Origin of the sequence: Hymenobacter siberiensis, assembly GCF_018967865.2 — a bacterium.
Taxonomy (GTDB): Bacteria; Bacteroidota; Bacteroidia; order Cytophagales; family Hymenobacteraceae; genus Hymenobacter; species Hymenobacter siberiensis.
Genome location: NZ_JAHLZY020000001.1, coordinates 2,665,386 through 2,689,297, shown reverse-complemented (window position 1 = coordinate 2,689,297; position 23,912 = coordinate 2,665,386). Strand labels below are relative to the sequence as shown.

Genomic DNA, 23,912 nt, shown 5'->3' with positions numbered 1-23,912 from the left:
TGTTTCGGGCCACGGTTAAATATCCTTATTGGCTTCCCAATCCACGGGGCAGGCCTCGCCGTTGTTCTCGTAGAATTGCAGGGCATCAATCATGCGCAGGGCTTCGCCAAGGCTACGGCCCAGCGGCCGGTCGTTCACCAGCTGGTGTCGCACAATGCCGTCGCGGTCAATCAAAAACAGGCCCCGATAGGCCATTGGCGAGCCCACGAAGGTCATTTCGCCCTGCTCGGTGTAGTCGTAGTGGCCGCCCAGCACGTCGTAGTTGGCCGAAATGGTTTTGGTGGCATCGGCCACCAGCGGGTAGGCCACGCCGGCAATGCCGCCCTGGTCGCGGGGCGTTTCCTGCCAGGCCAGGTGGACGTAGTGCGAGTCGGTAGAGCAGCCCACCACGGCCACGCCCCGGCGCTCAAACTCTGCCAGCCGGTCCTGAAATGCCAGGATTTCGGTGGGGCATACCCGGCTGAAATCGGCCGGGTAGAAGTAGAATAATACGTGCTTCTTGCCCAGGTAGCGGTCGAGCGAAAATTCTTCTTCGGTCTTGCCGCCAATCACGGCTGTGGCCTTGAAGGAAGGGGCGCGCTTGCCCACGAGAACTGCCATGTCAGGATGTGTAAGTAGGAGCGAAGCGGCGCTTCGCTCCCATATTGATGGAAAATTCGCTCAGCCACCGCCATCAGCCGGGCCTGCGCTTTACTGCATCTGCGGTGCGGAGGTTGTGCTCTCAGCCCTGGCACACAAACTGAAACGTATGGCGCGTGCGCTGCTCCAGCAGCAGCCGCTTGCCGGCCGTGAGGCGCGCAATGCTAGCCGTATCGTAGTTCTTTATGGTGAACAGCGTGAGCCCGGTATTGTAGTGCAGTGTAAATTGCTCGCGCAGCAAATCGAGCAGCTGATGCACCCGCCGCTCCGAAAAATCGACGCACACCGAGAAGCTGATGGCCGAGTTCTGCATCACGTTAATCTTGAGCTTGGCCTGCGCCAGCGCCCCGAAAATCACCGCCATATTCTCCTCCGAGATAAACGAAAAATCCTTGCTCGCAAAGGACAGCAGGGCCTGGTCCGTCTTCCGGATAAAGGCCGGGGCCAGCGCAGCATGCTGGCAGTCGTGAATGAGCGTGCCTGCCGCCTCGGGGTCCAGAAACGACTTCACGCGCAGCGGAATGTTGCGGTCGGCCAGCGGTTTCAGCGTTTTGGGGTGGATGACGGACGCGCCGTAATACGCCATCTCAATGGTTTCGCGGTAGCTGATTTCGGGGTAGCGCACCGTGTCGGGGAATATTTTGGGGTCCGCGTTCAGCAGGCCCGCCACGTCTTTCCAGATGGTCACCGACTCGGCCCGCAGACAGTAGGCCAGGATGGCGGCCGTATAGTCGGAGCCCTCGCGGCCGAGGGTGGTGGTGCGGCCATCGGCGGTGCCGCCCAGGAAGCCTTGGGTCACTACTAAGCCCCTTGCCAGGAGTGGGGGCAGAGCCGCGCCGATGTTGCGCTCGGTGGCGGCCCAGTCCACACGGGCCTCGCGCCAGTTGTCGTCTGTGCAGATGAGGGACCGGCAGTCGAGCCACTGCGCCCCTAAGGCTTTTGCCATGATGAGCGACGACAGCAACTCGCCGTAGCCTACAATCTGGTCGTACTGCTGGTCATAGTCACCGGGCATCACGCCGCCCAGCCGCTCCAGCAATTCTTCCAGCAGGGTGCCCAGAGTGACCGCACCGTAGCCCAGGCCCGGCATCCCAAACTTGTCGTCGGGCTCGGAAGCCACGGCATCGGCTACCCCGCAGTGAAACTGGTCCAAGGTCCGTAGCTTCTCAGTGTAAGCCTGTCCAGCAAACGCCAAATCATAAATCTCCTCTAGCGCATTGGTCGTCTTGCCCATCGCCGACACCACAATCACCAGCGGCCCTTTTGGCCCAAAATCCTGCACAATGCGGCAGAGGTTGAGAATAGCCGCCGCGTCCTTCACCGACGCCCCGCCAAATTTGTACACCTGAAGTCCCTGTGCTGTATCCATAGGCCCCAAAAGTAGCGCCGCCGGCCGCAAATGCGGTTTTCCAGGCGCTTCAATACGGTTTTATCGGGTGCTGCCATCCTTGCAGAATACTGTGCCGTCAGCAATTTTTACCGCTCCTCCAGAGGCCGCCGCAAACGCAACCGATTGCACTTCGCCCCCGCTAGAGTAGCTTTGTTGAGCATTCCCGCTACCTCATTTCGACTCCCAACTCGCTTATGGACCACAATAAACTGGCCCTACCCGTCGGCACTACCCTCGACCGTTTCATCATGCGCAAGCAGGAAGATTTCCCCTACGCCACGGGTGAGCTCTCCCAGCTACTGCGCGATATCGCCCTGGCTGCCAAGATTGTAAACCGCGAAATTAACCGCTCCGGCCTCATCGATATTGCCGGCGCCTACGGCAGCCAGAACATCCAGGGCGAAGACCAGCAGAAGCTCGACGTTATTGCCAACATCCGCTTCATCCGCGCCCTGCGCAACGGGGGCGAAGTCTGCACCATCATCTCCGAGGAGGACGATGAGATGATTCAGACCGGCAACAACCAGGGTAAGTACGTGGTGGCCATCGACCCGCTCGACGGGTCGAGCAACATCGATGTAAACGTGAGCATCGGCACCATTTTCAGCATCTACCGCCGCGTATCGCCCACCGGCCGCGAGGGCACCGTGGCCGACTGCCAGCAGCCCGGCACCCACCAGGTGGCCGCTGGCTACGTCATCTACGGCTCCAGCACCATGATGGTCTACACGACCGGCAACGGCGTGAATGGCTTCACCTACGAGCATTCGTTGGGCGAGTTCTTCCTCTCGCACCCCGATATTCAGACGCCCAAAACCGGCACCGTCTACTCCATCAACGAGGGCAGCTCCGAATCGTTCGCCCCCGGCGTAGCGGCCTTCGTGAAGCAGTGCAAAGACCAGCACTTTTCAGCCCGCTACATCGGCTCGCTCGTGGCCGATTTTCACCGCAACCTGCTCAAGGGCGGCATCTACATTTACCCCGCCACCGCCAAAAGCCCCAACGGCAAGCTGCGCCTCATGTATGAGTGCAACCCACTGGCGTTCATCGTGGAGCAGGCCGGCGGCAAGAGTAGCAACGGCCAACGCCGCACCATGGAAATCGAGCCCCAGACGCCGCACGAGCGTTGCCCCGTTTTCATCGGCAGCAAAGACCTCGTGGAGCAGGCCGAAGCCCTGATTGCTCAGTATCAGCAGGCCAAAGAGCAGCCCGCCAAAGAGTCCAAAATCAAAGCCGATGCTAAATAAGCACCTCGTCATGCCCATCTGGCGTCCGCGTAGCCGAAGTATCTCGCATGCTTTAGTAATCAATGCTGAATCAACGAAGCGGTAGAGATGCTTTGGCTACGCGGACGCCAGATGGGCATGACCGTTCCTGTTCGACAACAAAAAAGCCGTTCCTGATATCAGGAACGGCTTTTTGTTGTAAAAAGGTCGAACTACTCGGCCTTCTTGCGGCTTTTCTTGGCCGGGGCGGTAGCCTCCGGGTTGCCTTCGGCGGTCGGCGCTTCGTCGGCTGCGCCAATTACGCCGCCGGTGCTCAGGGGCTCATCGGCGCTGGGCTCGGTGTCGGCTTTGGTGGCTTTGGCCGATTTGGCTTTGGGCTTCGGTGCTTCTTCTGTCGTTGCTGGTGCTTCTTCGATGGCTTCGGCAGCGGCTGCCTCCTGGTAGGGGCGGTGCTTGCTCACGATGCCGTACCAGCTGGCCAGCTTCTTGATATCGGACAGATACACCCGGTCGCGGTCGTAGTCGGGAATCACGCCGGCCAGGAAACTGGTTAGCTCATCCTCGCTCGACTTGGCCGTCACGGGCGATGCCGCGCCATGCTTTTGGTAGATACGCTCGAATACTTCCGTCAGCGGCACCGTCTCTTCGGGGTCCTGGGTATAGATGGAAATCTCCGACAGCAGCGACACTTTGTTGCGGGCCGGGGCCAACGTGCGGGTTGCTTTTTCGTCGAGGCTTTCGACCAATACGCCGTGGCGGGCGGCGCGCACCAGGCGGTACAGGCCGGGCATGCCGCTGATAGCGGCCAATTCTTGCAATTCGTAGGGCATTTTTGGGAATATTGAGAATGAAGAACGAGGAAGAAAGAATGAGGAATGAAGCAAGAAACGCCGTGGGGCCATTTCACCAACTTCATTCCTCATTCCTCCTTCTTCAGCGCAAAACTACGGATTATTGTCCTTCCGTCGCGTTCGAGCCCGTCACGCCGAGCTTGAACACGATGGGCAGGCTGGTCAGAATCGGATATTCCGGGGCCTTGAACTTCAGCAGGCGCACCACGCGCAGGGCTTCCTCGCCCGTGCCGCCGCCCACCTGCTTCACCAGCTTCACCCCCGACATGGTGCCGTCAGGATTCAGGATAAAGCTCACAATGCACTGGCCCTGAATGCGGTTGCGCTTAGCCATTAGTGGGTACTTGAGTTCCTTGCCAATGAAGTCGTACATGGCCGCCTGGCCACCTTCGTAGTATTCAGCCACCGGAATCACCTTGCCGGCCGACCCAATGCCTGTGCCCTTCTCGGCCTGCGACTTGGGCGGCGCAATATTGGGAGTGGTTTGGGCGGCGGCTGGCGCTGCGGCCAGCAGCAGCAGGCTCAGGGCCAGCTGCGGTATAGAAATATTTTTGGTCATGATGTTCATAAAGGGCGGAGGAAAACAGGGGGAAAATGCAGCCCATGCGGGCCAGTGGGTGGTTGGCAATTTCGGGGCCAATCTACGCATTGGCGGCGGCCTCGGCCACCCATTGTTCGTTCACGTCAGTAATAAAATCCAGGACTTCGTCGCGGCCCAGGCCGGTTTCGGCCGAGGTCAGGAAGTAGCGCGGCAGCTCGTCCCAGATTTCGCTCATCTTGCGCAGGTACTCGGTCAGCAGGGCCTTGGTCTGGGCCGTCGACTGCTTGTCGGCCTTTGTGAAAATCATCACGAAGGGAATGCCCTCTTCGCCCAGCTTTTCCATGAATTCCAAATCGGCGGTCTGCGGCGCGTGGCGCGAGTCAATCAGCACGCACACGCACATCAGGTTGGCCCGGTTGCGCAGGTAGTAGTTAATCATCTTGGCCCATTCGGCGCGCGAGGTTTTGCTCACTTTGGCGTAGCCGTAGCCCGGCAAATCGACCAGAAACCAAGTGTCATTAATAACGAAATGATTAATTAATTGCGTCTTGCCCGGCGAAGATGACGTTTTGGCCAGCCCCTTGCGCTCCGTCAGCATATTGATAAGCGACGACTTTCCCACGTTGGAGCGGCCGATGAAAGCGTATTCGGGCAGCGTAGGAGCGGGGCATAAGTCGGCCCGTGAATTACTCATCAGAAAGCGCGCGTCGTGAATAACCATAGATAAGGCGGAGAATAAACGGGGAATTAACAAGCCGTAAAATTACGCCGGAATGCCACCTAACGCCGAATAAATAAAAATGCGTCAGGGGATGGCTATTTAATTAGTGCTTCTATATTTGCGCGGCATGCCAGTCAAGCCAGCCAGCCACTGCCGCCGAACTCGACCACACCTGAATGGCCGAAATTTTGCCGAAAACCGCTTTTCGCATCCAAACAGCCTATCTTTGCCCGTCATTGGCTTTGCCATGGCGTGGTTTCGTGTGGGCTTTTTGGCCCGATAGTCGGTTACCTTCTGCGCAAATGCGCATTAAAGCCTAACCCTATCGCGTTTTTTCAGTATAAGCCCAAAATATAGTTTTCTGCCGCTGCTCCGGCGGCGCACTCTTTCCTTACAATCCCTTCAGAAATTTCTTTTTTTCAAATCTCTCCTCAAATGGACAACTTATCCAGAAGGTTACTGCAAGCGTCGTGCGCCGTTGCCCTCACCGCCGCAATTGCCTCCCCGGCACAGGCGCAAAGCACGCGTAAGGACCTTAAAACCGGCAACAAGTTCTTCGAGCAGGAAAACTACCGCGCTGCCCTTCCTTACTACGAAAAGGTATTGGCCAAAGACCCGAACAACGCCAAAGCGCTGTTTAATGCCGGCATTTCCTACATGTCTTTCGACAAGGAGAAGGCCAGCGACTACATCTACAAAGCGCAGAAGCTGAAGCCGAAAGTTTCGAAGGACGTGGAATACTGGCTCGGCCGGGTTGACCACCTCAACTACAACTTCGACGAGGCCGTGGCCCACTTTCAGGCCTACAACGCTACCCTGAAGAAGAACGACCAGCGCAAAGAGGAGCTGGCACAGCTCATTCAGCACAGCAAGAATGCTAAGGTGCAGTTCAACTCGCCCAAGGACATCTTCGTGAAGAACCTGGGCCCCACCATCAACACGCAGTTCTCGGAGCACAGCCCCGTAATTTCGTCGGATAACAAAATGCTCATTTTTACCTCGCGGGGTGAGAACGTGACCGGTGCCACTGGCAAGGTTTCGGACAAAAAGAACAAGAGCGTAGCTGCCGATGGCGAATACTACGAAGACATCTTTGAGTCTAAGCGCATTGACGATGAGAATTGGGAAAAGCCCCGTTCGTTGAGCGGTGTGCTGAACGGCAAAGGCCACGATGCCTCGACGCAGCTGTTCGATAACGACAGTAAGCTGCTGATGTACCGCAACGACAACAACGGTGACATCTTCGTATCGGACAAAAGCGGTGGCGACTGGGGCGTGCCCAAGCCTTTGGATGGCAATATCAACTCCAAAGCTTACGAAGGCGATGCCTTCATTACGCCGGACGGCCTGACCCTGTACTTCGCTACCGGTAAGTATTCGGAAGACGGTACTCTCGACCTGTACGTATCAACCCGCGTGGCGGGAGGTGATTTTGGCCCGGCTAAGTCGCTCGGTGGCAATATCAATACCAAGTACGACGATGATAGCCCGTACCTGAGCAAAGACGGTAAAACGCTGTATTTCTCGTCGCGCGGCCACAATACCATGGGCGGCTACGACATCTTCAAGTCGGAATACGACGAAGCTGGCCGCAAATGGGGCCCGGCCCAGAACATGGGCTACCCCGTGAACACGCCGGACGATGACTCCTACTACCGCCTGAGCCCCGATGGGTCCTACGCTTACCTGAGCTCGTACCGCATTGGCGGCTACGGTGAGAAGGACATCTACACCATCAACTACATCAAGAACGCCAACATCGTTGGTAAGGTATTCTCGTCGAAAGACAGCACCACGGTAATTCCGGGTGTGGAGCTGGTGTTCAGCGGTTCGCAGGCTGATAAAACGGCACTGAGCTTCCGCGACGTAACCAAGCCCGATGGCGCTTATCAGGTAGCTGTGCTTTCGGGCCGTACCTACCAGGTGGCCGTGAGCAAGGACGGTAAGCCGATTGAGACGCAGGAATTTGCCGTGCCGGTTTCGACGAATGATTCGACGACCATCACGAAGAATTTCTACATCAACTATGTAGATACGACGCAAACGAACATGTTTGCTACCAAGAATATCTACTTCGATACCGACAAGTATAAGCTGCGTCCGGAGTCGATTACGACCCTGAAGGAAATCAGCCAGGTGCTGATGGCTAACCCCGGCATTAACATCTCGGTAGAAGGCCATTGCGACTCGCGTAACACCGACGAGTACAACATGGTACTCGGCCAGAACCGCGCCAACGCCGCCTTCAACTACCTGAAGAAGCAGGGTATTGCTGAGGCTCGCATGACGACCGTGAGCTACGGCGAGCGTCGTCCGGCCGCGCCGAACGATTCGCCCGAGAACATGCAGCTCAACCGCCGCGATGAGTTTAAAGTGGTGCTGAAGGAAGGCGAAGCCATGCCGACCATGACGGCTCCGACCAGCGCTACCGACACTGGCATGAGCGGTTCGACGACCACCACGACCACAACAGCTGCTCCGCTGAGCCCCGGCAAGAGCAAGGTGAAACTGGCCGATGGCACCAAGGTGAAAACCAAGGTGGACGAGGATTCGGATAAAGTGAAGGTTAAAACCAAAGGCAGCGCTGGTGAGAAGTCGAAAACCGTGACTAAAAACGGTGAGCTCGATGCCAAAGCCAAAGACGCCAACGGCAAAAAAACCAAAGTGAAAGCCAAGAACTAATTATCGTTCAGGCAGTTAAATTGGGAAGCGGGCCGGGCAGTTTGTCCGGCCCGCTTTTTATTATCATGCGTTCGGGAGCGCTGCTGTTCTTTTATGGTAGTGCCCGCTAACAAACCAGCCCGATTGGGCGTTGGGGGAGAACAATTTTCCCGCTTCATTAACGTTCTTTGCGCCCGCACATGGCCGTCGTACCCTACAAAGACAATTCCGCCGATAAGAAATCGCAGGTTGCCCAGATGTTTAACTCCATCGCGGGCAAGTACGATTTTCTCAATCATTTTCTCAGCGCAGGCACCGACATTTACTGGCGGCGCAAAGCGGTAGATGAGTTGAAAGCGTTGCGCCCGGCCCGCATTCTGGATATTGCGACCGGCACCGCCGATTTCGCCATTGAAACCCTGCGGGCCGCCGCTCCCGATGCCCGGATAACGGGCGTCGACATCTCGGAAGGAATGCTGGAAGTTGGGCGGCGCAAGCTGGCCGCCAAAGGCCTGGGCCATCGCATTCAGCTGGAACTCGGTGACTCGGAGAACCTGCCGTTTGAGGACGGTGAGTTTGACGCGGTGACGGCCTCTTTTGGGGTGCGCAACTTTGCGCATCTCGAAGCCGGCCTTTCCGAAATGCGGCGGGTGCTGCGGCCGGGGGGTAAGCTTGTTATCCTGGAATTCAGTAAGCCCAGTGCATTTCCCCTTAAGCAAGCGTATAATTTTTATTTTAGTCGGGTACTGCCGGTCTTTGGTAAGATGATTTCCAAAGACCAGTCGGCGTATACTTATCTGCCGGCCTCGGTGCAGGCCTTCCCCGACGGTCCCGATTTCCTAGCTATTCTCGCTAAGGTCGGCTTCAAAGAACCTGCATGGCAACCACTCACCTTCGGAATAAGCTCCATCTACACCGCGCAGAAATAAAGCGCCTGCTGCTGCTTGGTTTGCTGGCGCTGCTGCTGCCCACGGCCGCAATGGCACAGCGCAAAGCTCAGTCGCGGGCCAACCGGGGCAAAAATGGCACTATCAAATCCATCACGGTGCAGAACCTTCCTGGCTACGATGACCGGTGGTTTCACCCGGGCATGTACATCAGCGGCTCGGCTTCGCGGTTTGTGATTGAGCAATCGAGCGCCTACATCTCCAGCCAGTACGTGACGGCCAATTCCATCTACAGCCCGAGTCTGGGGGTAGGTTTTATTGGCGATGCGCGGCTTGGCGGGCCCCGCTCACCGTTTATCTTTCGCTTTGCGCCCGGGATAAATTTCCTGACGCGGAAAGTGGAATTCACGCCGCGCAACTACCCGGTGCCAGACTCGATTGTGACGCAGGAAGTGACCTCGACAGTGGTGCAGTTTCCGCTGCTGATTAAATACCAGTCGGACCGGCGGCGCAATGCGCGGATGTATATGATTGCCGGTATCAGCCCGAGCATCACGGCCAGCAACCGTCGTAGCGACCCGTTGCGCAACCAGCTGCAGGCGCTCAACAGCGACCTGACGCTGGAGTATGGCGTGGGCCTGGACCTGTTTTACCCGCTGTTTAAGCTGGCACCAGAGCTGCGGTTTTCGCACGGCCTGAAAAACCTGCTGGTGGGGCACAACGACGTGTTCAGCAACAGCTTGCAGTACATGAGCACCAATTCAGTGACGCTGTACATCAATATTCAAAACTAATTTTTCAGTAGTCGGTATTGGGAAGCCGGTAGTTGGAATGATATGTCTGACTGCTGGTTTCCTAATACCGATTTCTTATTTCAACAAAATGAAAACTGCTTTCGTAACCGGCGCATCGTCGGGCATTGGCCGGGCTACGGCCGTGGCACTGGCTAAGGCCGGCTACCAGCTGGTGGTGACCGGGCGGCGCCGTGAGCGGCTCGATGAGCTGGTAGCAGAGCTGGCTCCGGTGCCGGTACACGTGCTCACGTTCGACGTGCGCGACCGCGCGGCGGTGGATGCGGCCGTGGCGAGCTTGCCCGAGGCCCTGCGTGCTCCCGATGTGCTGGTGAACAACGCCGGCGGCGCACACGGCCTGAGCCCCATTCATGCCGGCGACCCCGCCGACTGGGACCAGATGCTGGATGCCAACGTGCGCGGCCTGCTGAACGTGACCCACGCCCTGCTGCCGGGCATGACGGCCCGCCAAACGGGCTTCATCCTGAACATTGGCTCCATTGCCGGGCAGGAGGCGTATGCCAACGGCAACGTGTATTGCGCCACCAAGGCCGCCGTGCAGATGCTCACCAAAACCATGCGCCTCGACCTGCTGCCTACTGGCGTGCGGGTAGCCGAGGTGAATCCCGGAGCCGTGGAGACCGAGTTTTCGCAGGTACGCTTCAAGGGCGATGAGGCGCGGGCCGCTAAGGTGTACGAAGGATTTGAGCCGCTGAAGCCGGAGGATATTGCCGAGGTAATTGTGTTTATGGTGACGCGCCCGCCGCACGTAACCATTGCCGAAGTGTTGGTGCTGGCCGGCGCGCAGGGCGCGGCCACTACGATTAATCGGAAGTAGTTGTTTTGAACAAACGAGCCCCGCTGGCTGCGTTAAAGCGTAGCTTGCGGGGCTTTTTTATTGCTCTGAAACAGCCAGCTTTTTCAGGATGGCTCGGTTCAATTCGTGTTTGCCGGGGAATGTGACGAGGTGCGTTAAAGCGGCGAATTGTTCAAGATATTGGAACTGCTGTTCTGCCTGGGTGAGGGTGATGTATTCGTCATCAGAACCGATAACAATAGTTAGCTTAAGGGCGTGCAGGAGGCTTTGTGCCACGGTGGCATCTATATCATCGGGAAAGCTGCCGGCCCATAGGACAAGGTGAGCGGGTCTGAAACGCGCTTGCGTCAGCCAGCGGCTGACCGTGGCGGTGCCTTGGGAAAAGCCCAGCACGGTAACTTGCACATAGGGTGGGCACTCAGCGAGTACCCTTTCGGCCAGCTGGTTGAGGAAGCCGATGTGGTCGTTGATTTCGTGTAGGCGGTCGTCGCGGGTCATCCAGCTGGCGCCCATGCGGCCGCCGTTGCCGCTGAGGTAGAAGCGGGACAGACCCTCGGGCGCGATGATGACGGTGCTGGGGTCGGCTTCGACTAAAAAAGCAAAGTGCCGGATAAAGTACGCGGCCAGCTGCCCGTAGCCGTGGCAGACAAACCACACATGGCGCGTTTGGGTCGATAATTTGCCCAGCTGCTGGTAGCGGGCCGTGCGGGCAACGGTGAGGTGGTGTTCCATAAAGACCGAGGGGGCCGGCTACCCGGCGGGCGGCAGGTCATCGGCCGAGAAGCAGAAGGGCATGAGGGCGCTGAGGGCGCTGAAGCGCAGAATAGTGCCATCGCGACTGGGGAGCAGCAGCGGAATGGGCTGGCCCTGGCGCGTTTCGTATTCCAGCATCACTTGGCGGCAAGCCCCGCAGGGCATGGCGGGGCCAAAATCGCCGTGATTGGGGCGGGCAGCCACGGCCATGCCCACAATGGGCGCGTGGCCGGGCTGCGCGGCGGCGAGGCCAAACAAAGCCGTGCGCTCGGCGCACAGGCCGGAGGGGTAGGCGGCGTTTTCCTGGTTGGTGCCCGTGAAAATGGTGCCATCGGCGAGGAGCAGCGCGGCCCCAACGTGGAAGCCGGAATAAGGCGCGTAGGCGTGCGTGGTGGCATCGCGGGCGGCCTGCCAGGTGGTTTGCTCGGCGGGCGTGAGGTCGGTAGCGGCGTCCAGCTCTTCGAAGGTAATAAGCTGCTGGCGGGAATTGCGGGCCATGTGGATGGGATTAGGGGGCGGCGAAGGTAATACGTTGGGCTTAATGAAGAATTAATAATTGAGAAATGGGAATGAATTTTTTGCAGATTCTGATTTGGCGTGGTTCCGGGCCGCACTTGCCGTTGGCTGCAGTTTAGCGCGCAGCGCGTAACTGCTGGCTGATTGGTGATGCTAGTTTGCGACTCGCCTACCGGGATTGCCGCTTTGAGGCAGCGAGTTGCAAACTCGCGTTACGGGTTAGCCAGCAGTTACGCGCTGCGCGCTAAACTGCGGCCAGCGGCAATGCCTCATCCCTCATTAAGCGCAGCGTTCTACTTTTGCCGCATGACTTCCCGCCTTTTGCTCCTTGGGGCCGGCCGCTCGGCCTCGTCCCTTATCCAGTACTTATTGCGCCACGCGCCTACCGAAAACTGGTATCTGACCGTGGCCGACGTGAACCCGGCGCATCTGGTGCCGGTGCTGGCGGCCCACACCGAGTACGCCCGCGCCGTACCCTTCGACCTGGCCAATGAGGCCCAGCTAGAGGAGCTGGTGAGCCAGGCCGATGCCGTGATTTCGATGCTGCCGGCCGCCCTGCACCCAGTGGTGGCACGGGCCTGCGTGCGCCAGGGCCGCCACTTGGCCACGGCCAGCTACGTGAGCCCTGAGATTCGAGCGCTGCACGACGAGGCTGAGGCCGCCGGCGTGACGCTGCTCATGGAGTGCGGCCTGGACCCCGGCCTCGACCACATGTCGGCGATGCGGGCCATTGCGCACATCCGGGGGCGGGGCGGGGTCATTACCAGCTTCAAAAGCTATTGCGGGGGCCTGCTGGCTCCGGCGGCGGAGGGCGATAATCCCTGGAAATACAAGTTCACCTGGAACCCGCGCAACGTGGTGCTGGCGGGCCAGAGTACGGCTAAATTTCTAGAGAACGGGTTGCCGCGCTTCATCCCGTACCAGCAGCTTTTTAGTCGGATTGAGACGTTGACATTGCCCGAATACGGCGAGTTTGAAGGCTACGCCAACCGGGATTCGCTGAGCTACCGCGCGCCGTATGGGCTGGAGGATATTCCGACCATCCTGCGCGGTACGCTGCGGCGGCCGGGCTACTGCGCCGCCTGGCAAGCCCTCGTGCGCCTCGGCCTGACCGATGACTCGGTGAACCTCGACAACCCCGCCACCATGACCTGGGCCGAGCTGGTGGTGGCCTATCTACCCGCATCACTCATTTTGCACCTCGACCTGGCGGCGCGGGTGGCGGCCTACCTTGGCCTGAACCCCACCGGCGAAGAAATGGGCCGCCTGCACTGGCTGGGCTTGTTTTCGGACCGGCCCGTGGGCCATGCTCACGCCACGCCGGCCCAATTGCTGGAGCGCCTGCTGGCCGAAAAGTGGCAGCTGCAACCTCACGACCAGGACCTGATTGTGATGCAGCACCTCTTCGAGTTTGAGCTGAACGGCACCACGCACCGCCTCACGTCGTCGCTGGCCGTGGAGGGCGACGACGCCACCCATACCGGCATGGCCAAAACCGTGGGCCTGCCCCTGGGCATGGCCGTGCGCCGCCTGCTGCGCGGCGAAGTGCCCCAGCGCGGCGTGCTGATTCCGGTGGGAGCCGACTTACACGAGCCCATTCTGGACGAGCTGGCCGCCGATTACGGCATCCGCTTCCACGAAGAAGAAGCATAGTGGGAGCGGCCGGACAATACGCGGCCGTAATAGGGCGTTGGGGCGCGGCATGAAGGCACTCCGGGCTTATTTGAAAATGCGCCTCACGCTGCTGCTCCGGCTGCTGCGCGAAGTTAGCGGGCTGCGGCTGGCGCTGCTGGCCCCGGTGCTGCTGGCGGCCGTGGGCCGTGGGCTGGTGCTGGCCGGCACGCACCCGGCGGGCCAGTGGGCGGTGCCTTTTTTGACTTTTTAAGCACGCTAGTTAAAGCTATGCCCTTTAGGGCAAGACTTTAGTTGCTACTCACTTCCAGGCGTCGGGTACCTTTGTGAGATGAAGCAGCGAACAGGCAGCCATTCGGTTCACAAGCTGGAAGTGCATCTGGTGTGGAGCACAAAATATCGCTACCAGGTGCTGACGGGGGATGTGCAACTGCGCTGCCGGGACTTGCTGCGTCATACGTGTAACACGCTGGATGTGGGCATCTTGAAAGGGGTAGTGAGCAAAGACCATATCCATTTGCACGTCTCGTATCCGCCCGCCTTGGCTGTGATCGAATTAATGCGTCGCTTGAAGGGACGCAGCGCCAAGTTGCTCTTGCAAGAGTTTCCCGAGTTGAAGCGGCGGTATTGGGGCGGTCATTTCTGGGGCATTGGCTACGGGGCCTGGAGTGTCGGTAACATCACAGACGAGCTACTCGAAGCGTATTTGAATCATCACAAGGACCAGCCCAATGGGGACGAGAATTTCATTCTGGAATAGCCCACTTACAGTGGTTGTCTTTCAGTCGGCTTGAGCCGAAACCCGCGAATTTCATTCGCAATCCAAACCTATGGACTTACAGTCCATAGTCGTTTAGTTTCCTGCTGCTGGCATCGGCCCACCGGCAGCGGGCCGATTGGCGTTTTCTGGCCACCAGCGCGCCGCGCTTCCGGCGCTGGCTGGCCGTGGAATACCTGCTGCTGGTACTGCCCGTAGCAGGGGCCCTGGCCAGCTTTCACGACTGGGGCGCGGCCATGCTCACGCTGGCCCTGTCCTGCCTGGCGGCGTGGCTGCCCGCGCGCCGCGAAAGCCAGCGCGTGCGGCACCGCGCCCGCAGCCTGTTTCGGAGCGAAGCGTTTGAATGGGTGAGCGGGCTGCGGGCCGGGGGGGCGGGCGGGCGTGGCCCTGGTGGGGTGGCTATTTATTTTGCTGGCCTGTCCGGCACTCCCGAGCCGGTGACGATGCTGGTGCTGGCAACGCGCACGCCAAAGCAGTTTCTGCGGCGGCGGCTGGGGCTGGGCGTGGGCTACGCGGCCGCTCTCGGCCGCCCCGTTTTTCTGGTTGCTGGCAGCGGGGCCGGCCGGTAGGGGCGGGGCCGTGGCCGTGGCCGCGTTCTGGCTGGCGCTGGTAGCGCTGCTCATTCTTACCAAGTATGCGTTCTACCCCAATGCCGTGCACATCCGCACCACGCAGGCGCTGGTGGTGGGCGTAGCGCTCACCCTGATGGCGCATCCGGTGTACCCGGTGCTGCTGCTGGTAGCGGTGGGCGGCTTAATCTGGCAGAGCCAGCGGCGGCTGCGGGCAGTGTTGGGGGAGTTGAGAGTTAGGAGATAAAGTTGGAATGAGTCTTTCCCTTTCCCCTCTCAACTCTTAAATCCGGACTCTTAATTGACTCACAGTATGCTTGAAATTCTTAATCTGCGCAAGGCTTACGGCCCGCACGTTGTGCTGCACGATGTGAGCCTGAACCTGCTTCCCGGCACTATTCACGGGCTGGTAGGAGCCAATGGTGCGGGAAAGACTACGCTTATCAATTGCCTTTATGGGCTGGAAAACGACTTTGCCGGTACCATCCGCGATACAGCCGGGGCGGCTGTGCGCGAGCATTGCGGGCTGCTGCCTTACGAGCCGTATTTCTGCCCGTGCCTCACCGGGCGCGAGTATCTGGAATTCTGCCTGCAGGCTCGGGGCCGCGCCATCATGGATTTTGCGGGTTGGAACCAAATCCTGGAGCTGCCCCTCGACCAGTATGCCGACGAACATTCGGCCGGCATGCGCAAGAAGCTGGCCCTGCTGGTGCAGCAGTTCAGCTACCTCATTCTCGATGAGCCCTTCAACGGCCTCGACTTGGAAGCCAACCTGCTGCTGAAGGAAATCCTGAAGCGGCTGCGCGACCGGGGTACGGGCATGCTGCTCACCTCGCACATCCTGGGTGCGCTCACCGAAACCTGCAATGAAATCTCGGTGCTGGTGGATGGGCGTGTACAGCGCCATTATCTGGCGGCGTAATTCGGTATGCTGGAGGCCGACCTGCTCGATAGCCTGCACCGTGAGAAGCTGGGCCTGCTGGCGGGGCTGGTGTAGCCCGTTGTAGCACAGGGGGCTACAGCGCCAGGTAAAACCCGGCCAGCAATGCCTCGAACGCGGCCGAGTATTCTGTCTCATTCTCCGCTGTCCGAATCGTTAGCTCGGTTTCGTGTGTTGCTGATGCCCCTGGCCGGAAACCTGTGATGTGCCGCAGTGGCCGGCTGCCGGGCCGATGCCGTACCACCAGCCGCGTAGCCGGATATAGTCCGACTTGCGCCGCAACGGCCTCAAATGCCCGCATTTCGGGTGGTGGCAGAAGCACCGTGAGTAAACCAGCCACGGCCAGAAAATTCGCCGCGAAAGCCGCTAGTGCTGCAAAGGAAAGCGAACCGGCATCTTCGTGGCGCGCGGTGGTGCGCGCCGCATTGGGCGAGCGCAGCGACTGCCGAAAAAACGGCGGGTTGCAGATAATGTGACTGAACTGAAAGTCGGCGTCAGCCAACGGGGTAGGGGCCGTCGCCGTGTACTCAGCCAGGCTTAGCGCCCGCACCCGAATGCGCCCGGCCCACGGGCAGGCTGCCGCATTGGCCGCTGCCTGAGCGGCGGCGGCGGCATCAATCTCTACCGCTTCGATTGCGACGGTAGCGTGGCGCTGGGCGGCCATGAGGGCCAGTAGACCGGTGCCCGTGCCGATATCGAGCAGGCGCGTGGCCCCGGTGAGGTCGGCGGCCGCGCCGAGCAGGCAGGCATCGGTGCTCACCTTCATGGCGCAGGCGCTTTGCTCGATGCGGAACTGCTGGAACTGGAAGTAGTCGTTGGGCAACTTGGAAGTGTTGATTTTTAAATGTTGAGGGTTGATTGATACTTTTTAACTCAACATTCAACCCCCAGCATTCAAAACTCCTTTCTCATACCCTTCATCCACCAGCAGGCCTTTGCCCAGGGCGCTTTGCACGGCCAGCACGTCGCAGCGCTCATTTTCGGCGTGGCCGGCGTGGCCTTTTATCCAGTGGAAGGTGACTTTGCGCTGCTTGTAGATGCGCAGGAAGCGACGCCACAGGTCCTCGTTGGCTTTTTTACCGAAATCGGCTTTTTTCTCCCAGCCGAAAACCCACTTTTTTTCCACGGAATCGACCACGTATTTGGAGTCGGAGACGACGCGGATGGGCAGGTCGGGGCGGGTCACGGCTTCGAGGCCGACTATCACGGCCAGCAGCTCCATGCGGTTGTTGGTGGTGTGGCGGAAGCCCTGGGTGAGCTCTTTTTCGTGCGGGCCGTAGCGCAAAATGGCGCCGTAGCCGCCCGGGCCGGGGTTGCCGCGTGCCGAGCCGTCGGTGAACAGGTGAATCAAGGGGATGATGTGAGAAATGTGACGAATATGCGAAATGTGAAAATGCAGCGACTACGGAAGGTTTCCATTGGAGTTGTTTAGAAAGTCCCCGAACGGTCATGCAGCGCGCAGCGAAGCATGACCGTTTGAGTACCTTTTGTGACTTTCTAAACAACTTCATTATCACATCTACCACATTTCCATATTTTTTACATCTAATTTAAAAATTAGCTTTAAACAGCTTGATGGCAATGGCCAGCAGAATCACGCCGAACACGCGGCGCAGCACGTCCTCGCCGGCTTTGCCGAGCTTGCGCTCAATCCAGGGGCTGGTTTTGAGCACGGCGTACACGAACACGAGGTTGAGCATAATGCCGACCAGGATGTTGGGCAGCGTGTATGCGGCGCGGAGCGAGAGTAGCGTGGTCATGGTGCCGGCCCCGGTGATGAGCGGAAACGCCAGCGGCACAATGGAGCCGGTGCTGGCCGTGAGGTCGGACTTGAAAAGCTCGACGCCGAGAATCATCTCGAGCCCGATGAGGAAGATGATGACCGCGCCGGCCAGCGCAAAGCTTTCGTTATCGACCCCAAAAAGATGCAGAATGCTCTGGCCCAGAAAGAGAAACGCCACCATCAGACAGCCGGCTACAATGGTAGCCAGCTCGGCTTTAATCTGTCCCTCGCGCTGCCGAATCTGAATAATAATGGGAATGGAGCCGATAATGTCAATCACGGCGAAGAGTGTGAGCGTGACGGAGAATATTTGCTGGAGATTGAGCATACGGAGAAGGACTTAAGGGTAGGGTGCGGGGCTTGCCCCCGCCCGCCGTTGAACCAAATCGTTGGCGCGGCGCGGGCGGCGGGCGGGGGCAAGCCCCGCACCCTACGGCGCATTATCCCGGAAACTCTTTGGCGAAGAACTGCACCAGCGCCTCCATGGCGGCATCGGGCACAGCGGGGAAGTTGGCGATGCGGATGGTGGTGTTTTTGAGCGGGCCGTAGCCGCTGCCCAGCTGCAGGCCGGCTTCCCGGGCTTTGGCTTTGATTGCATCAATTAATCCGGCATCGCCGCGCAGGCCGATGACGGTGGTGGAGCGGGTTTCGTAGTTGTTGATGAGGGGCGTGAGCGGGGTGGCCTGCTCGAAGAAAGCGTAGAGCTTTTCGGCGCGGTCGGCGAGGTGCTGGTGCACGGTTTTGATGGGCTCGCGGTCGGCCAGCACGCGGCTCAGGAGGTAGATGCCCAGCACGTTGGGCGTGTAGTTGGTTTGGTGGTTGAGCATCTGGCTCAGCATGGCGGGTAGGCCGTTGTAGTGGCTGCGGTCGTTCACCAGCTTGGCCTGGGCCACGGCGCGGGGCGACAAAATCATCACGCCCAGCCCGGCGGGCAGTCCGAAGCACTTCTGCACCGAGCCGTACCAGATGTCGGCTTTGATGTACTTCAGGTTCAGGCCGGCCAGCGAGCTGGTGGCATCCACGGCCAGCAGGGCCCCGCCGAGGCGGTTGTACAGGTTCAGGATGAAGCCTTCGCGGAGCTGGGTGGCGGTGCTGGTTTCGTTCTGGGTGATGCACACCAGGTCGGTATCGTCGGGGGCGAAGGGTAGGCTGGCAATGTCGGGCAGCTCATCGAGCCCGAAGCTCAGGCCCGTACTGGCCGGCCGAATGGCCTTGGCGTACTTATACCACTTCTCGCCGAAGTCGCCGTTGTAGATGTGTAACGAGCGGCGCGGGGTGAGGCTCTGGGCCAGAATTTCCCAGCACTCGGTAGCCGAGCCGGTGAACAGGACGGTATAGTCCTGCGGCACGTTGAGCTTGGTTTTGAGGTCGGTCACGGTCTGGCGCACCAGGGCGGTCACCTTTTCGGAGCGGTGCGGGGCCGAGAGCCAGCCCTCGTCAAATGCATCGGTGAGGTACTGCCGAACGGCGGGATATACGGCCGAAGGCCCGGGATTGAAAGTATACATTTATCTGAACCGCGGATTTATCGGATTTATCGGATTTTGGGGACGGCTCCTGGGGGAACGGTCGCGGCAAAGGTCGTATTGCACGGCCGTTTATTCATCGCTGCCGTCATCCTTTCGCCCCATCAATAAATGGCCGGAAGTACTCCACCAGGCAGCGTCACCCACCGAATCCGACTAATCGGCTGAATCCGCTGCATCAGTGGCTCGGCCTACACTCGAAATCCGACCCGTTTGGGCGTCTGGTTTACGAACCACTGCACGGCCAGCCGGTAGCTTTCCAGCCCGAAGCCGCTAATGCTGCCCGCGCAGTGCCGCCCAAATAGGCTTTTCTGGCGGAAGTCTTCGCGGGCGTGCAGGTTGCTCAGGTGCACTTCTACCACGGGCGTGTTGATGGCGGCCACGGCATCGGCCAGGGCTATGCTGGTGTGCGTGTAGCCGCCGGCGTTGAGCACGATGCCGTGGTGCGTGAAGCCGATTTCGTGCAGCTTATCCAGAATTGCGCCTTCGTGGTTCGATTGGAACTGCGTGAGCTTCAGCTGCGGGAAGGCTTCTTCGAGCTCGGGGAAAAAGTCTTCGAATGAGCGGTTGCCGTAGATGCCGGGCTCGCGGCGGCCGAGCAGGTTGAGGTTGGGGCCGTTGAGAATGAGAATGTCCATGTTGGAGAGGCGGTGAGGGAATGAGGTGGGGTACAAAAGAACGTCATGCAGAGCGCAGCGAAGCATCTTGCCCGTAATAACTAACTCATCCGATTGGATTGCTGGTGGCGGGCAAGATGCTTCGCTGCGCTCTGCATGACGTTCTTTGAACTCCGAAATTCTTCCCCCAACCCATGACCTGGCCCCAAGCCCTCAAACAGTTCGACGGCTACCTGCGCCTCGAAAAGTCGCTCTCGCCGAACTCGGTGGAGGCCTACGTGCGCGACATCAGCAAGCTCCAGCAGTTTCTAATCATCCAAAAGCTGCATCTTGGCCCCACCCAGGTGAGCACCGAGGTACTGCGCGAATTCCTCAGCACCCTGCAAGGCCTGGGCCTGAGCGCCACCTCCCAGGCCCGCACGCTCTCGGGCCTGAAGGCGTTTTTCAGCTTCCTCATCATGGAAGACTTGCTGAAAGTTGACCCCACTGACACCCTCGAAGCCCCCAAAACCGGCCGCCACCTGCCCGACACCCTCAGCTACCCCGAGGTGGAGCAGCTCCTCGCCGCCATCGACCTGAGCACCGATGAAGGTCTGCGCACCCGCGCCCTACTCGAAGTGCTGTACTCGTCCGGCCTGCGCGTGAGCGAGCTCTGCGACCTGCGCCTGAGCAACATCTACGCCGACGAGGGATTTATGAAAGTGGTGGGCAAGGGCAATAAGGAGCGGTTGGTGCCCGTGGGGGGCGAGGCCCTCAAGCAGCTCAATTTCTATCTCAGTGGCGTGCGCGGGCATCTCGACATCAAACCCGGTAGTGAGGACTTTGCCTTTCTGAGCCAGCGTGGCCGGCCGCTCTCGCGCATCACCGTGTTCACCACGCTCAAAAAGCTGGCCGAGCAGGCGGGCCTGCGCAAAACTATCAGCCCGCACACCCTGCGCCATTCCTTCGCCACGCACCTGATTGAGGGCGGGGCCGACCTGCGCGCCGTGCAGGAGATGCTGGGCCACGCCAGCATTACTACCACCGAGATTTATACCCACCTGGACCGGGACTTCCTGCGGCAGGTGATTACCGAGTTTCATCCGCGTAGTTGATGGGGTGGGGGAGGCGAGGAATAGGGAATAAGGGAATGGAAGTGTCATCCTGAGCGCAGCGAAGGATGACAGCTGCCCCCAATTCGTCTATTCCCGTTCTCTCACATCCCGCCCGCATTGTGTAAATTTGACCTTTCTGCACCCGTCGAATGGCCGATAATCGTTATAAAACCCCTCCCGCCGGCCCCTCGGCTAACCGCCCGAACGAGCCCAAAGCCAATCGGCGCAACGAGCCGCGCCCCAACGCGCCGGCTCCCGAGGCCGCCCCCGCTGTTCGCCCGCAGCCCCGCCCCGCTGCTGCCAACGTGCCCAAAGCCGCCCGCGCCGCCCAGGCCCCGGCGGCGAAACCCGCCAAGCCACCCCGCGCCCCGCGCGGCCCCCTGCCCGGGGTGGGCAACCTGCTGCCCCTGCTGCGCGACCGCCGCTTTCACCTCTTCGTGGGCTTCGGGCTGTTGCTGGGCAGCCTCTACCTCACCATTGCCTTCACGTCCTTCCTATTCACTGGCCACGCCGACCAGAGCGTGGTGGGCGCCATGAGCACCCTGACGGTGAAGGAAGCCGGAGCCGAGTCGCACAACTGGCTGGGTCTGCTCGGGGCCTGGGCCGCCGAGCTGCTGATTTACAAGCTGTTTGGCGTGGCGGCATTTGCCCTCATTCCCATCGTTTTTTTTCTGGGATATAAGATTGTGTTCCGCACCGCGCCGGTTTCGGTGAGCTACGTGCTGGCGTTGGGCCTGTTCAGCATGGCCTGGCTGAGCATTTTGCTGGGCTACGTGGTGGTGTCGCTGGCTGCGCCAGGGGCCGACCCCGTGCTGGCCCACCGACTCGATTTCCTGTGTGGCGGCGTGGGTTTTGAAGCTGCTTCCTGGCTCGATAGCCTCATTGGCTGGGGCACGGTGCTGCTGCTGGCCTTCGCCCTGATTTCGTTCGTGGTGTTCTTCTTCAACGTTACCAGCCTCAACCTGGGCCGTTTCCGCAGCCTCAGCACCGAGGACGATGCCGACGAAGACGCCGAGCTGGAAGCTGAAATTGCCGCCGAGCAGGCGGCTGCCGTCCAGCCGGTAGCCCCGGTAGCGCCCGCCGCCCCCGCCATGACCCTGAAAACCCGCCCGGCCGCGCCAGAGGCTACGGTTACATCCTCCGCCATGGTTGCCGCTGGCGGGGCCCAGGCCACCGGTCTGGCGCTGGAGTTCGATGCTGATGATGAGATAGAGGAGGCTCCGGCACCCGTAAAAGAATACGAGCCGGCCCCCCGGCCCGGCGCGGGCCTGCCGCTGGCCGTAGCCGGTGCGATGGTTGCCCCGGCCGTTGTGGCCGCTACTAGCGCGGCTACTTCGGCTGCCTCAACAGCTGCCGCCGCACTGCCATTGGTTGTTTCCGGCCCGTCGTTTTCTATCGAAATGCCCACGGCGGAGGAGGAATTGTCTGTGGTGCCGAGCTTACCCGCGTCCACCATTCCCACGCCGCTTTCGCTGGCCGACTTGGCCGATGGCGACGTCCCGCTGCCCGCATCCAAGTCCCCCGGTCCCCAGGTCCCGAAGTCCCTTGAAATTACCGTGCCCGGCCGCGACGACCTCGACCCCAACGCCGGGGCCGACATTGCGGCCGTGGCCGATGAGGACGAGGACCCCGACGCCATGCCCGCCGGCAACTACGACCCCACGCTGGAGCTCTCGCGCTTCCAGTTCCCCACGCTGGAGCTGCTCAACGACTACGGCATCGCCAAAGCGCAGGTAACCAAGGAGGAGCTCGAAGCCAATAAGGACCGCATCGTGGAGACGCTGGGCCACTACGGCATCAGCATCGCCAGCATCAAGGCCACCATTGGGCCCACGGTCACGCTCTATGAGATTGTGCCCGAGGCCGGCGTTCGTATCTCCAAAATCAAGGCCCTGGAAGACGATATTGCGCTGAGCCTGGCTGCGTTGGGTATTCGTATCATCGCGCCAATTCCCGGCAAGGGTACCATTGGCATCGAGGTGCCAAACACCAAGAAGGAGATGGTGAGCATTCGCTCGGTGCTGGGTTCGGAGAAGTTCGCCAAGACCGAAATGGACCTGCCCATTGCCTTCGGCCGCACCATTACCAACGAGGTTTTTGTGGCTGATTTGGCCAAGATGCCCCACTTGCTGATGGCCGGCGCCACGGGCCAGGGCAAGTCGGTGGGGTTGAACGTGATTCTGGCCTCGCTGCTCTACAAGCGCCACCCCGCCACGCTGAAGTTTGTGCTCGTTGACCCCAAAAAGGTGGAACTGAGCATCTTCAACAAGATTGAGCGCCACTACCTGGCCAAGCTGCCCGATACCGACGAGGCCATTATCACCGACACCAAAAAGGTGGTGAACACGCTGAATTCGCTGTGCATGGAGATGGACCGGCGCTACGACCTGCTTAAGGAAGCCGGCTGCCGCAACCTGAAGGAATACAACGCCAAGTTCATCGAGCGCCGCCTCAACCCCAAGAAAGGCCACCGCTTCCTGCCCTTCATCGTGCTGGTAATTGACGAGCTGGCCGACCTGATGATGACGGCCGGCAAGGAGGTGGAAACCCCCATTGCCCGCCTCGCCCAGCTGGCCCGCGCCATCGGTATTCACCTCATCGTGGCCACGCAGCGCCCCTCGGTGAACGTGATTACCGGCATCATTAAGGCCAACTTCCCCTGCCGGATTTCCTTTAAGGTGACCAGCAAAATTGACTCGCGCACCATTCTCGACACCGGCGGGGCCGACCAGCTCATCGGCCAGGGCGACATGCTCTTCTCAGCCGGCTCGGACCTGATTCGCGTGCAGTGCGCCTTCATCGACACGCCCGAGGTGGACCGCGTCTGCGACTTTATCGGCGAGCAGCAGGGCTATTCCGATGCCTACCTGCTGCCCGAAGTGGCCGGGGCCGACGGCGACGCCGGCAGCGGCAACGAAGAAATGGACCCCTCCGAGCGCGACTCCATGTTTGAGGATGCCGCCCGCTGCATCGTGTTGCACCAGCAGGGCAGCACCAGCCTGCTCCAGCGCAAGCTGAAGCTCGGCTATAACCGGGCCGGCCGCCTGATTGACCAGCTCCAGCACGCCGGCATCGTGGGCCCGTTCGAGGGCAGCAAGGCCCGCGATGTGCTCATTCCCGATGAGTACCAGCTGGAGCAATTGCTGAACAGCATGAAGTAGCATACGCTTTAGCTTGTGC

General features: G+C 60.0%; 25 protein-coding genes. 13 read left to right on the top strand and 12 right to left on the bottom strand.

The features are described 5' to 3' along the window. Positions 1 to 15: 15 nt before the first annotated feature. Both KQ659_RS12010 and KQ659_RS12005 read right to left on the bottom strand, forming a co-directional pair. On the bottom strand, positions 16 to 600 hold the full coding sequence (locus KQ659_RS12010) for a peroxiredoxin (protein ID WP_216688579.1): 585 nt from the start codon (positions 598 to 600) through the stop codon (positions 16 to 18). Positions 601 to 721: 121 nt separating this feature from the next. Further along, positions 722 to 2,008: an aspartate kinase gene (locus KQ659_RS12005; protein ID WP_216688580.1), complete on the bottom strand. Its 1,287-nt coding sequence runs from the start codon at positions 2,006 to 2,008 to the stop codon at positions 722 to 724. A 215-nt stretch (positions 2,009 to 2,223) separates the two neighbouring features. Here KQ659_RS12005 and fbp point away from each other — a divergent pair, with 215 nt between their 5' ends. After that, entirely contained in the window at positions 2,224 to 3,276 is a 1,053-nt protein-coding gene (gene fbp / locus KQ659_RS12000) for a class 1 fructose-bisphosphatase (protein WP_216688581.1), read from the top strand. Positions 3,277 to 3,467: 191 nt separating this feature from the next. Here the strand turns inward: fbp and KQ659_RS11995 are convergent, their stop codons facing one another. The 3 genes from KQ659_RS11995 to yihA form a co-directional block, all read right to left on the bottom strand. Further along, positions 3,468 to 4,085 (bottom strand): DUF5606 family protein, encoded by a 618-nt coding sequence (locus KQ659_RS11995; protein WP_216688582.1) that lies wholly within the window; start codon positions 4,083 to 4,085, stop codon positions 3,468 to 3,470. 121 nt (positions 4,086 to 4,206) lie between these two features. Beyond that, on the bottom strand, positions 4,207 to 4,665 hold the full coding sequence (locus KQ659_RS11990) for an energy transducer TonB (RefSeq protein WP_216688583.1): 459 nt from the start codon (positions 4,663 to 4,665) through the stop codon (positions 4,207 to 4,209). A gap of 82 nt (positions 4,666 to 4,747) precedes the next feature. Next, positions 4,748 to 5,368, bottom strand: a complete 621-nt coding sequence (gene yihA, locus KQ659_RS11985; RefSeq protein ID WP_216688584.1) for a ribosome biogenesis GTP-binding protein YihA/YsxC — start codon at positions 5,366 to 5,368, stop codon at positions 4,748 to 4,750. Between the two features lie 435 nt (positions 5,369 to 5,803). On the opposite strand from yihA, the gene KQ659_RS11980 reads away from it, so the two are divergent. From KQ659_RS11980 to KQ659_RS11965, 4 genes are all read left to right on the top strand, one after another. After that, entirely contained in the window at positions 5,804 to 8,050 is a 2,247-nt protein-coding gene (locus KQ659_RS11980) for an OmpA family protein (protein WP_216688585.1), read from the top strand. A 179-nt stretch (positions 8,051 to 8,229) separates the two neighbouring features. Next, positions 8,230 to 8,958 carry a bifunctional demethylmenaquinone methyltransferase/2-methoxy-6-polyprenyl-1,4-benzoquinol methylase UbiE gene (gene ubiE, locus KQ659_RS11975; RefSeq protein ID WP_216688586.1) on the top strand — a complete coding sequence of 243 codons (729 nt, stop codon included), beginning with the start codon at positions 8,230 to 8,232 and terminating at the stop codon, positions 8,956 to 8,958. After that, positions 8,907 to 9,710, top strand: a complete 804-nt coding sequence (gene porT, locus KQ659_RS11970; RefSeq protein WP_216688587.1) for a type IX secretion/gliding motility protein PorT/SprT — start codon at positions 8,907 to 8,909, stop codon at positions 9,708 to 9,710. Before ubiE ends, porT begins: the two co-directional genes overlap by 52 nt. An 88-nt stretch (positions 9,711 to 9,798) precedes the next feature. Then, positions 9,799 to 10,545: an SDR family NAD(P)-dependent oxidoreductase gene (locus KQ659_RS11965; RefSeq protein WP_216688588.1), complete on the top strand. Its 747-nt coding sequence runs from the start codon at positions 9,799 to 9,801 to the stop codon at positions 10,543 to 10,545. A gap of 57 nt (positions 10,546 to 10,602) precedes the next feature. Here KQ659_RS11965 and KQ659_RS11960 read toward each other — a convergent pair whose 3' ends face one another. Both KQ659_RS11960 and cdd read right to left on the bottom strand, forming a co-directional pair. Continuing rightward, positions 10,603 to 11,256 carry an alpha/beta hydrolase gene (locus KQ659_RS11960; RefSeq protein WP_216688589.1) on the bottom strand — a complete coding sequence of 218 codons (654 nt, stop codon included), beginning with the start codon at positions 11,254 to 11,256 and terminating at the stop codon, positions 10,603 to 10,605. 18 nt (positions 11,257 to 11,274) lie between these two features. After that, complete coding sequence (gene cdd / locus KQ659_RS11955) at positions 11,275 to 11,775, bottom strand: cytidine deaminase (protein ID WP_216688590.1); 501 nt, start codon at positions 11,773 to 11,775, stop codon at positions 11,275 to 11,277. A 324-nt stretch (positions 11,776 to 12,099) separates the two neighbouring features. Here cdd and KQ659_RS11950 point away from each other — a divergent pair, with 324 nt between their 5' ends. From KQ659_RS11950 to KQ659_RS11925, 6 genes are all read left to right on the top strand, one after another. Further along, entirely contained in the window at positions 12,100 to 13,446 is a 1,347-nt protein-coding gene (locus tag KQ659_RS11950) for a saccharopine dehydrogenase family protein (protein ID WP_216688591.1), read from the top strand. Positions 13,447 to 13,522: 76 nt separating this feature from the next. Then, positions 13,523 to 13,678: a hypothetical protein gene (locus KQ659_RS11945; protein ID WP_216688592.1), complete on the top strand. Its 156-nt coding sequence runs from the start codon at positions 13,523 to 13,525 to the stop codon at positions 13,676 to 13,678. Between the two features lie 78 nt (positions 13,679 to 13,756). Continuing rightward, positions 13,757 to 14,185 (top strand): IS200/IS605 family transposase, encoded by a 429-nt coding sequence (tnpA, locus tag KQ659_RS11940; protein ID WP_216688593.1) that lies wholly within the window; start codon positions 13,757 to 13,759, stop codon positions 14,183 to 14,185. A 185-nt stretch (positions 14,186 to 14,370) separates the two neighbouring features. Further along, positions 14,371 to 14,772 (top strand): hypothetical protein, encoded by a 402-nt coding sequence (locus KQ659_RS11935; RefSeq protein ID WP_216688594.1) that lies wholly within the window; start codon positions 14,371 to 14,373, stop codon positions 14,770 to 14,772. Next, on the top strand, positions 14,747 to 15,019 hold the full coding sequence (locus tag KQ659_RS11930; protein ID WP_216688595.1) for a hypothetical protein: 273 nt from the start codon (positions 14,747 to 14,749) through the stop codon (positions 15,017 to 15,019). Before KQ659_RS11935 ends, KQ659_RS11930 begins: the two co-directional genes overlap by 26 nt. Before the next feature lie 66 nt (positions 15,020 to 15,085). Then, on the top strand, positions 15,086 to 15,694 hold the full coding sequence (locus KQ659_RS11925; RefSeq protein WP_216688596.1) for an ATP-binding cassette domain-containing protein: 609 nt from the start codon (positions 15,086 to 15,088) through the stop codon (positions 15,692 to 15,694). 94 nt (positions 15,695 to 15,788) lie between these two features. On the opposite strand, the gene KQ659_RS11920 is transcribed toward KQ659_RS11925, so the two are convergent. From KQ659_RS11920 to aroQ, 5 genes are all read right to left on the bottom strand, one after another. Further along, positions 15,789 to 16,535 carry a tRNA1(Val) (adenine(37)-N6)-methyltransferase gene (locus tag KQ659_RS11920; RefSeq protein WP_216688597.1) on the bottom strand — a complete coding sequence of 249 codons (747 nt, stop codon included), beginning with the start codon at positions 16,533 to 16,535 and terminating at the stop codon, positions 15,789 to 15,791. Between the two features lie 57 nt (positions 16,536 to 16,592). Then, positions 16,593 to 17,063 carry a ribonuclease HI gene (gene rnhA / locus KQ659_RS11915; protein WP_216688598.1) on the bottom strand — a complete coding sequence of 157 codons (471 nt, stop codon included), beginning with the start codon at positions 17,061 to 17,063 and terminating at the stop codon, positions 16,593 to 16,595. Between the two features lie 199 nt (positions 17,064 to 17,262). After that, on the bottom strand, positions 17,263 to 17,823 hold the full coding sequence (locus KQ659_RS11910; RefSeq protein WP_168674278.1) for a MarC family protein: 561 nt from the start codon (positions 17,821 to 17,823) through the stop codon (positions 17,263 to 17,265). Positions 17,824 to 17,935: 112 nt separating this feature from the next. Next, positions 17,936 to 19,003 (bottom strand): aminotransferase class V-fold PLP-dependent enzyme, encoded by a 1,068-nt coding sequence (locus tag KQ659_RS11905; RefSeq protein WP_216688599.1) that lies wholly within the window; start codon positions 19,001 to 19,003, stop codon positions 17,936 to 17,938. Between the two features lie 209 nt (positions 19,004 to 19,212). Then, the gene (aroQ, locus tag KQ659_RS11900) at positions 19,213 to 19,659 is read right to left on the bottom strand and encodes a type II 3-dehydroquinate dehydratase (protein ID WP_216688600.1); all 447 of its coding nucleotides are present in this window, start codon (positions 19,657 to 19,659) and stop codon (positions 19,213 to 19,215) included. A 173-nt stretch (positions 19,660 to 19,832) separates the two neighbouring features. On the opposite strand from aroQ, the gene xerD reads away from it, so the two are divergent. Beyond that, positions 19,833 to 20,732 (top strand): site-specific tyrosine recombinase XerD, encoded by a 900-nt coding sequence (gene xerD, locus KQ659_RS11895; protein WP_216688601.1) that lies wholly within the window; start codon positions 19,833 to 19,835, stop codon positions 20,730 to 20,732. Positions 20,733 to 20,881: 149 nt separating this feature from the next. Further along, positions 20,882 to 23,893, top strand: a complete 3,012-nt coding sequence (locus tag KQ659_RS11890; protein ID WP_216688602.1) for an FtsK/SpoIIIE family DNA translocase — start codon at positions 20,882 to 20,884, stop codon at positions 23,891 to 23,893. Positions 23,894 to 23,912 lie beyond the last annotated feature (19 nt).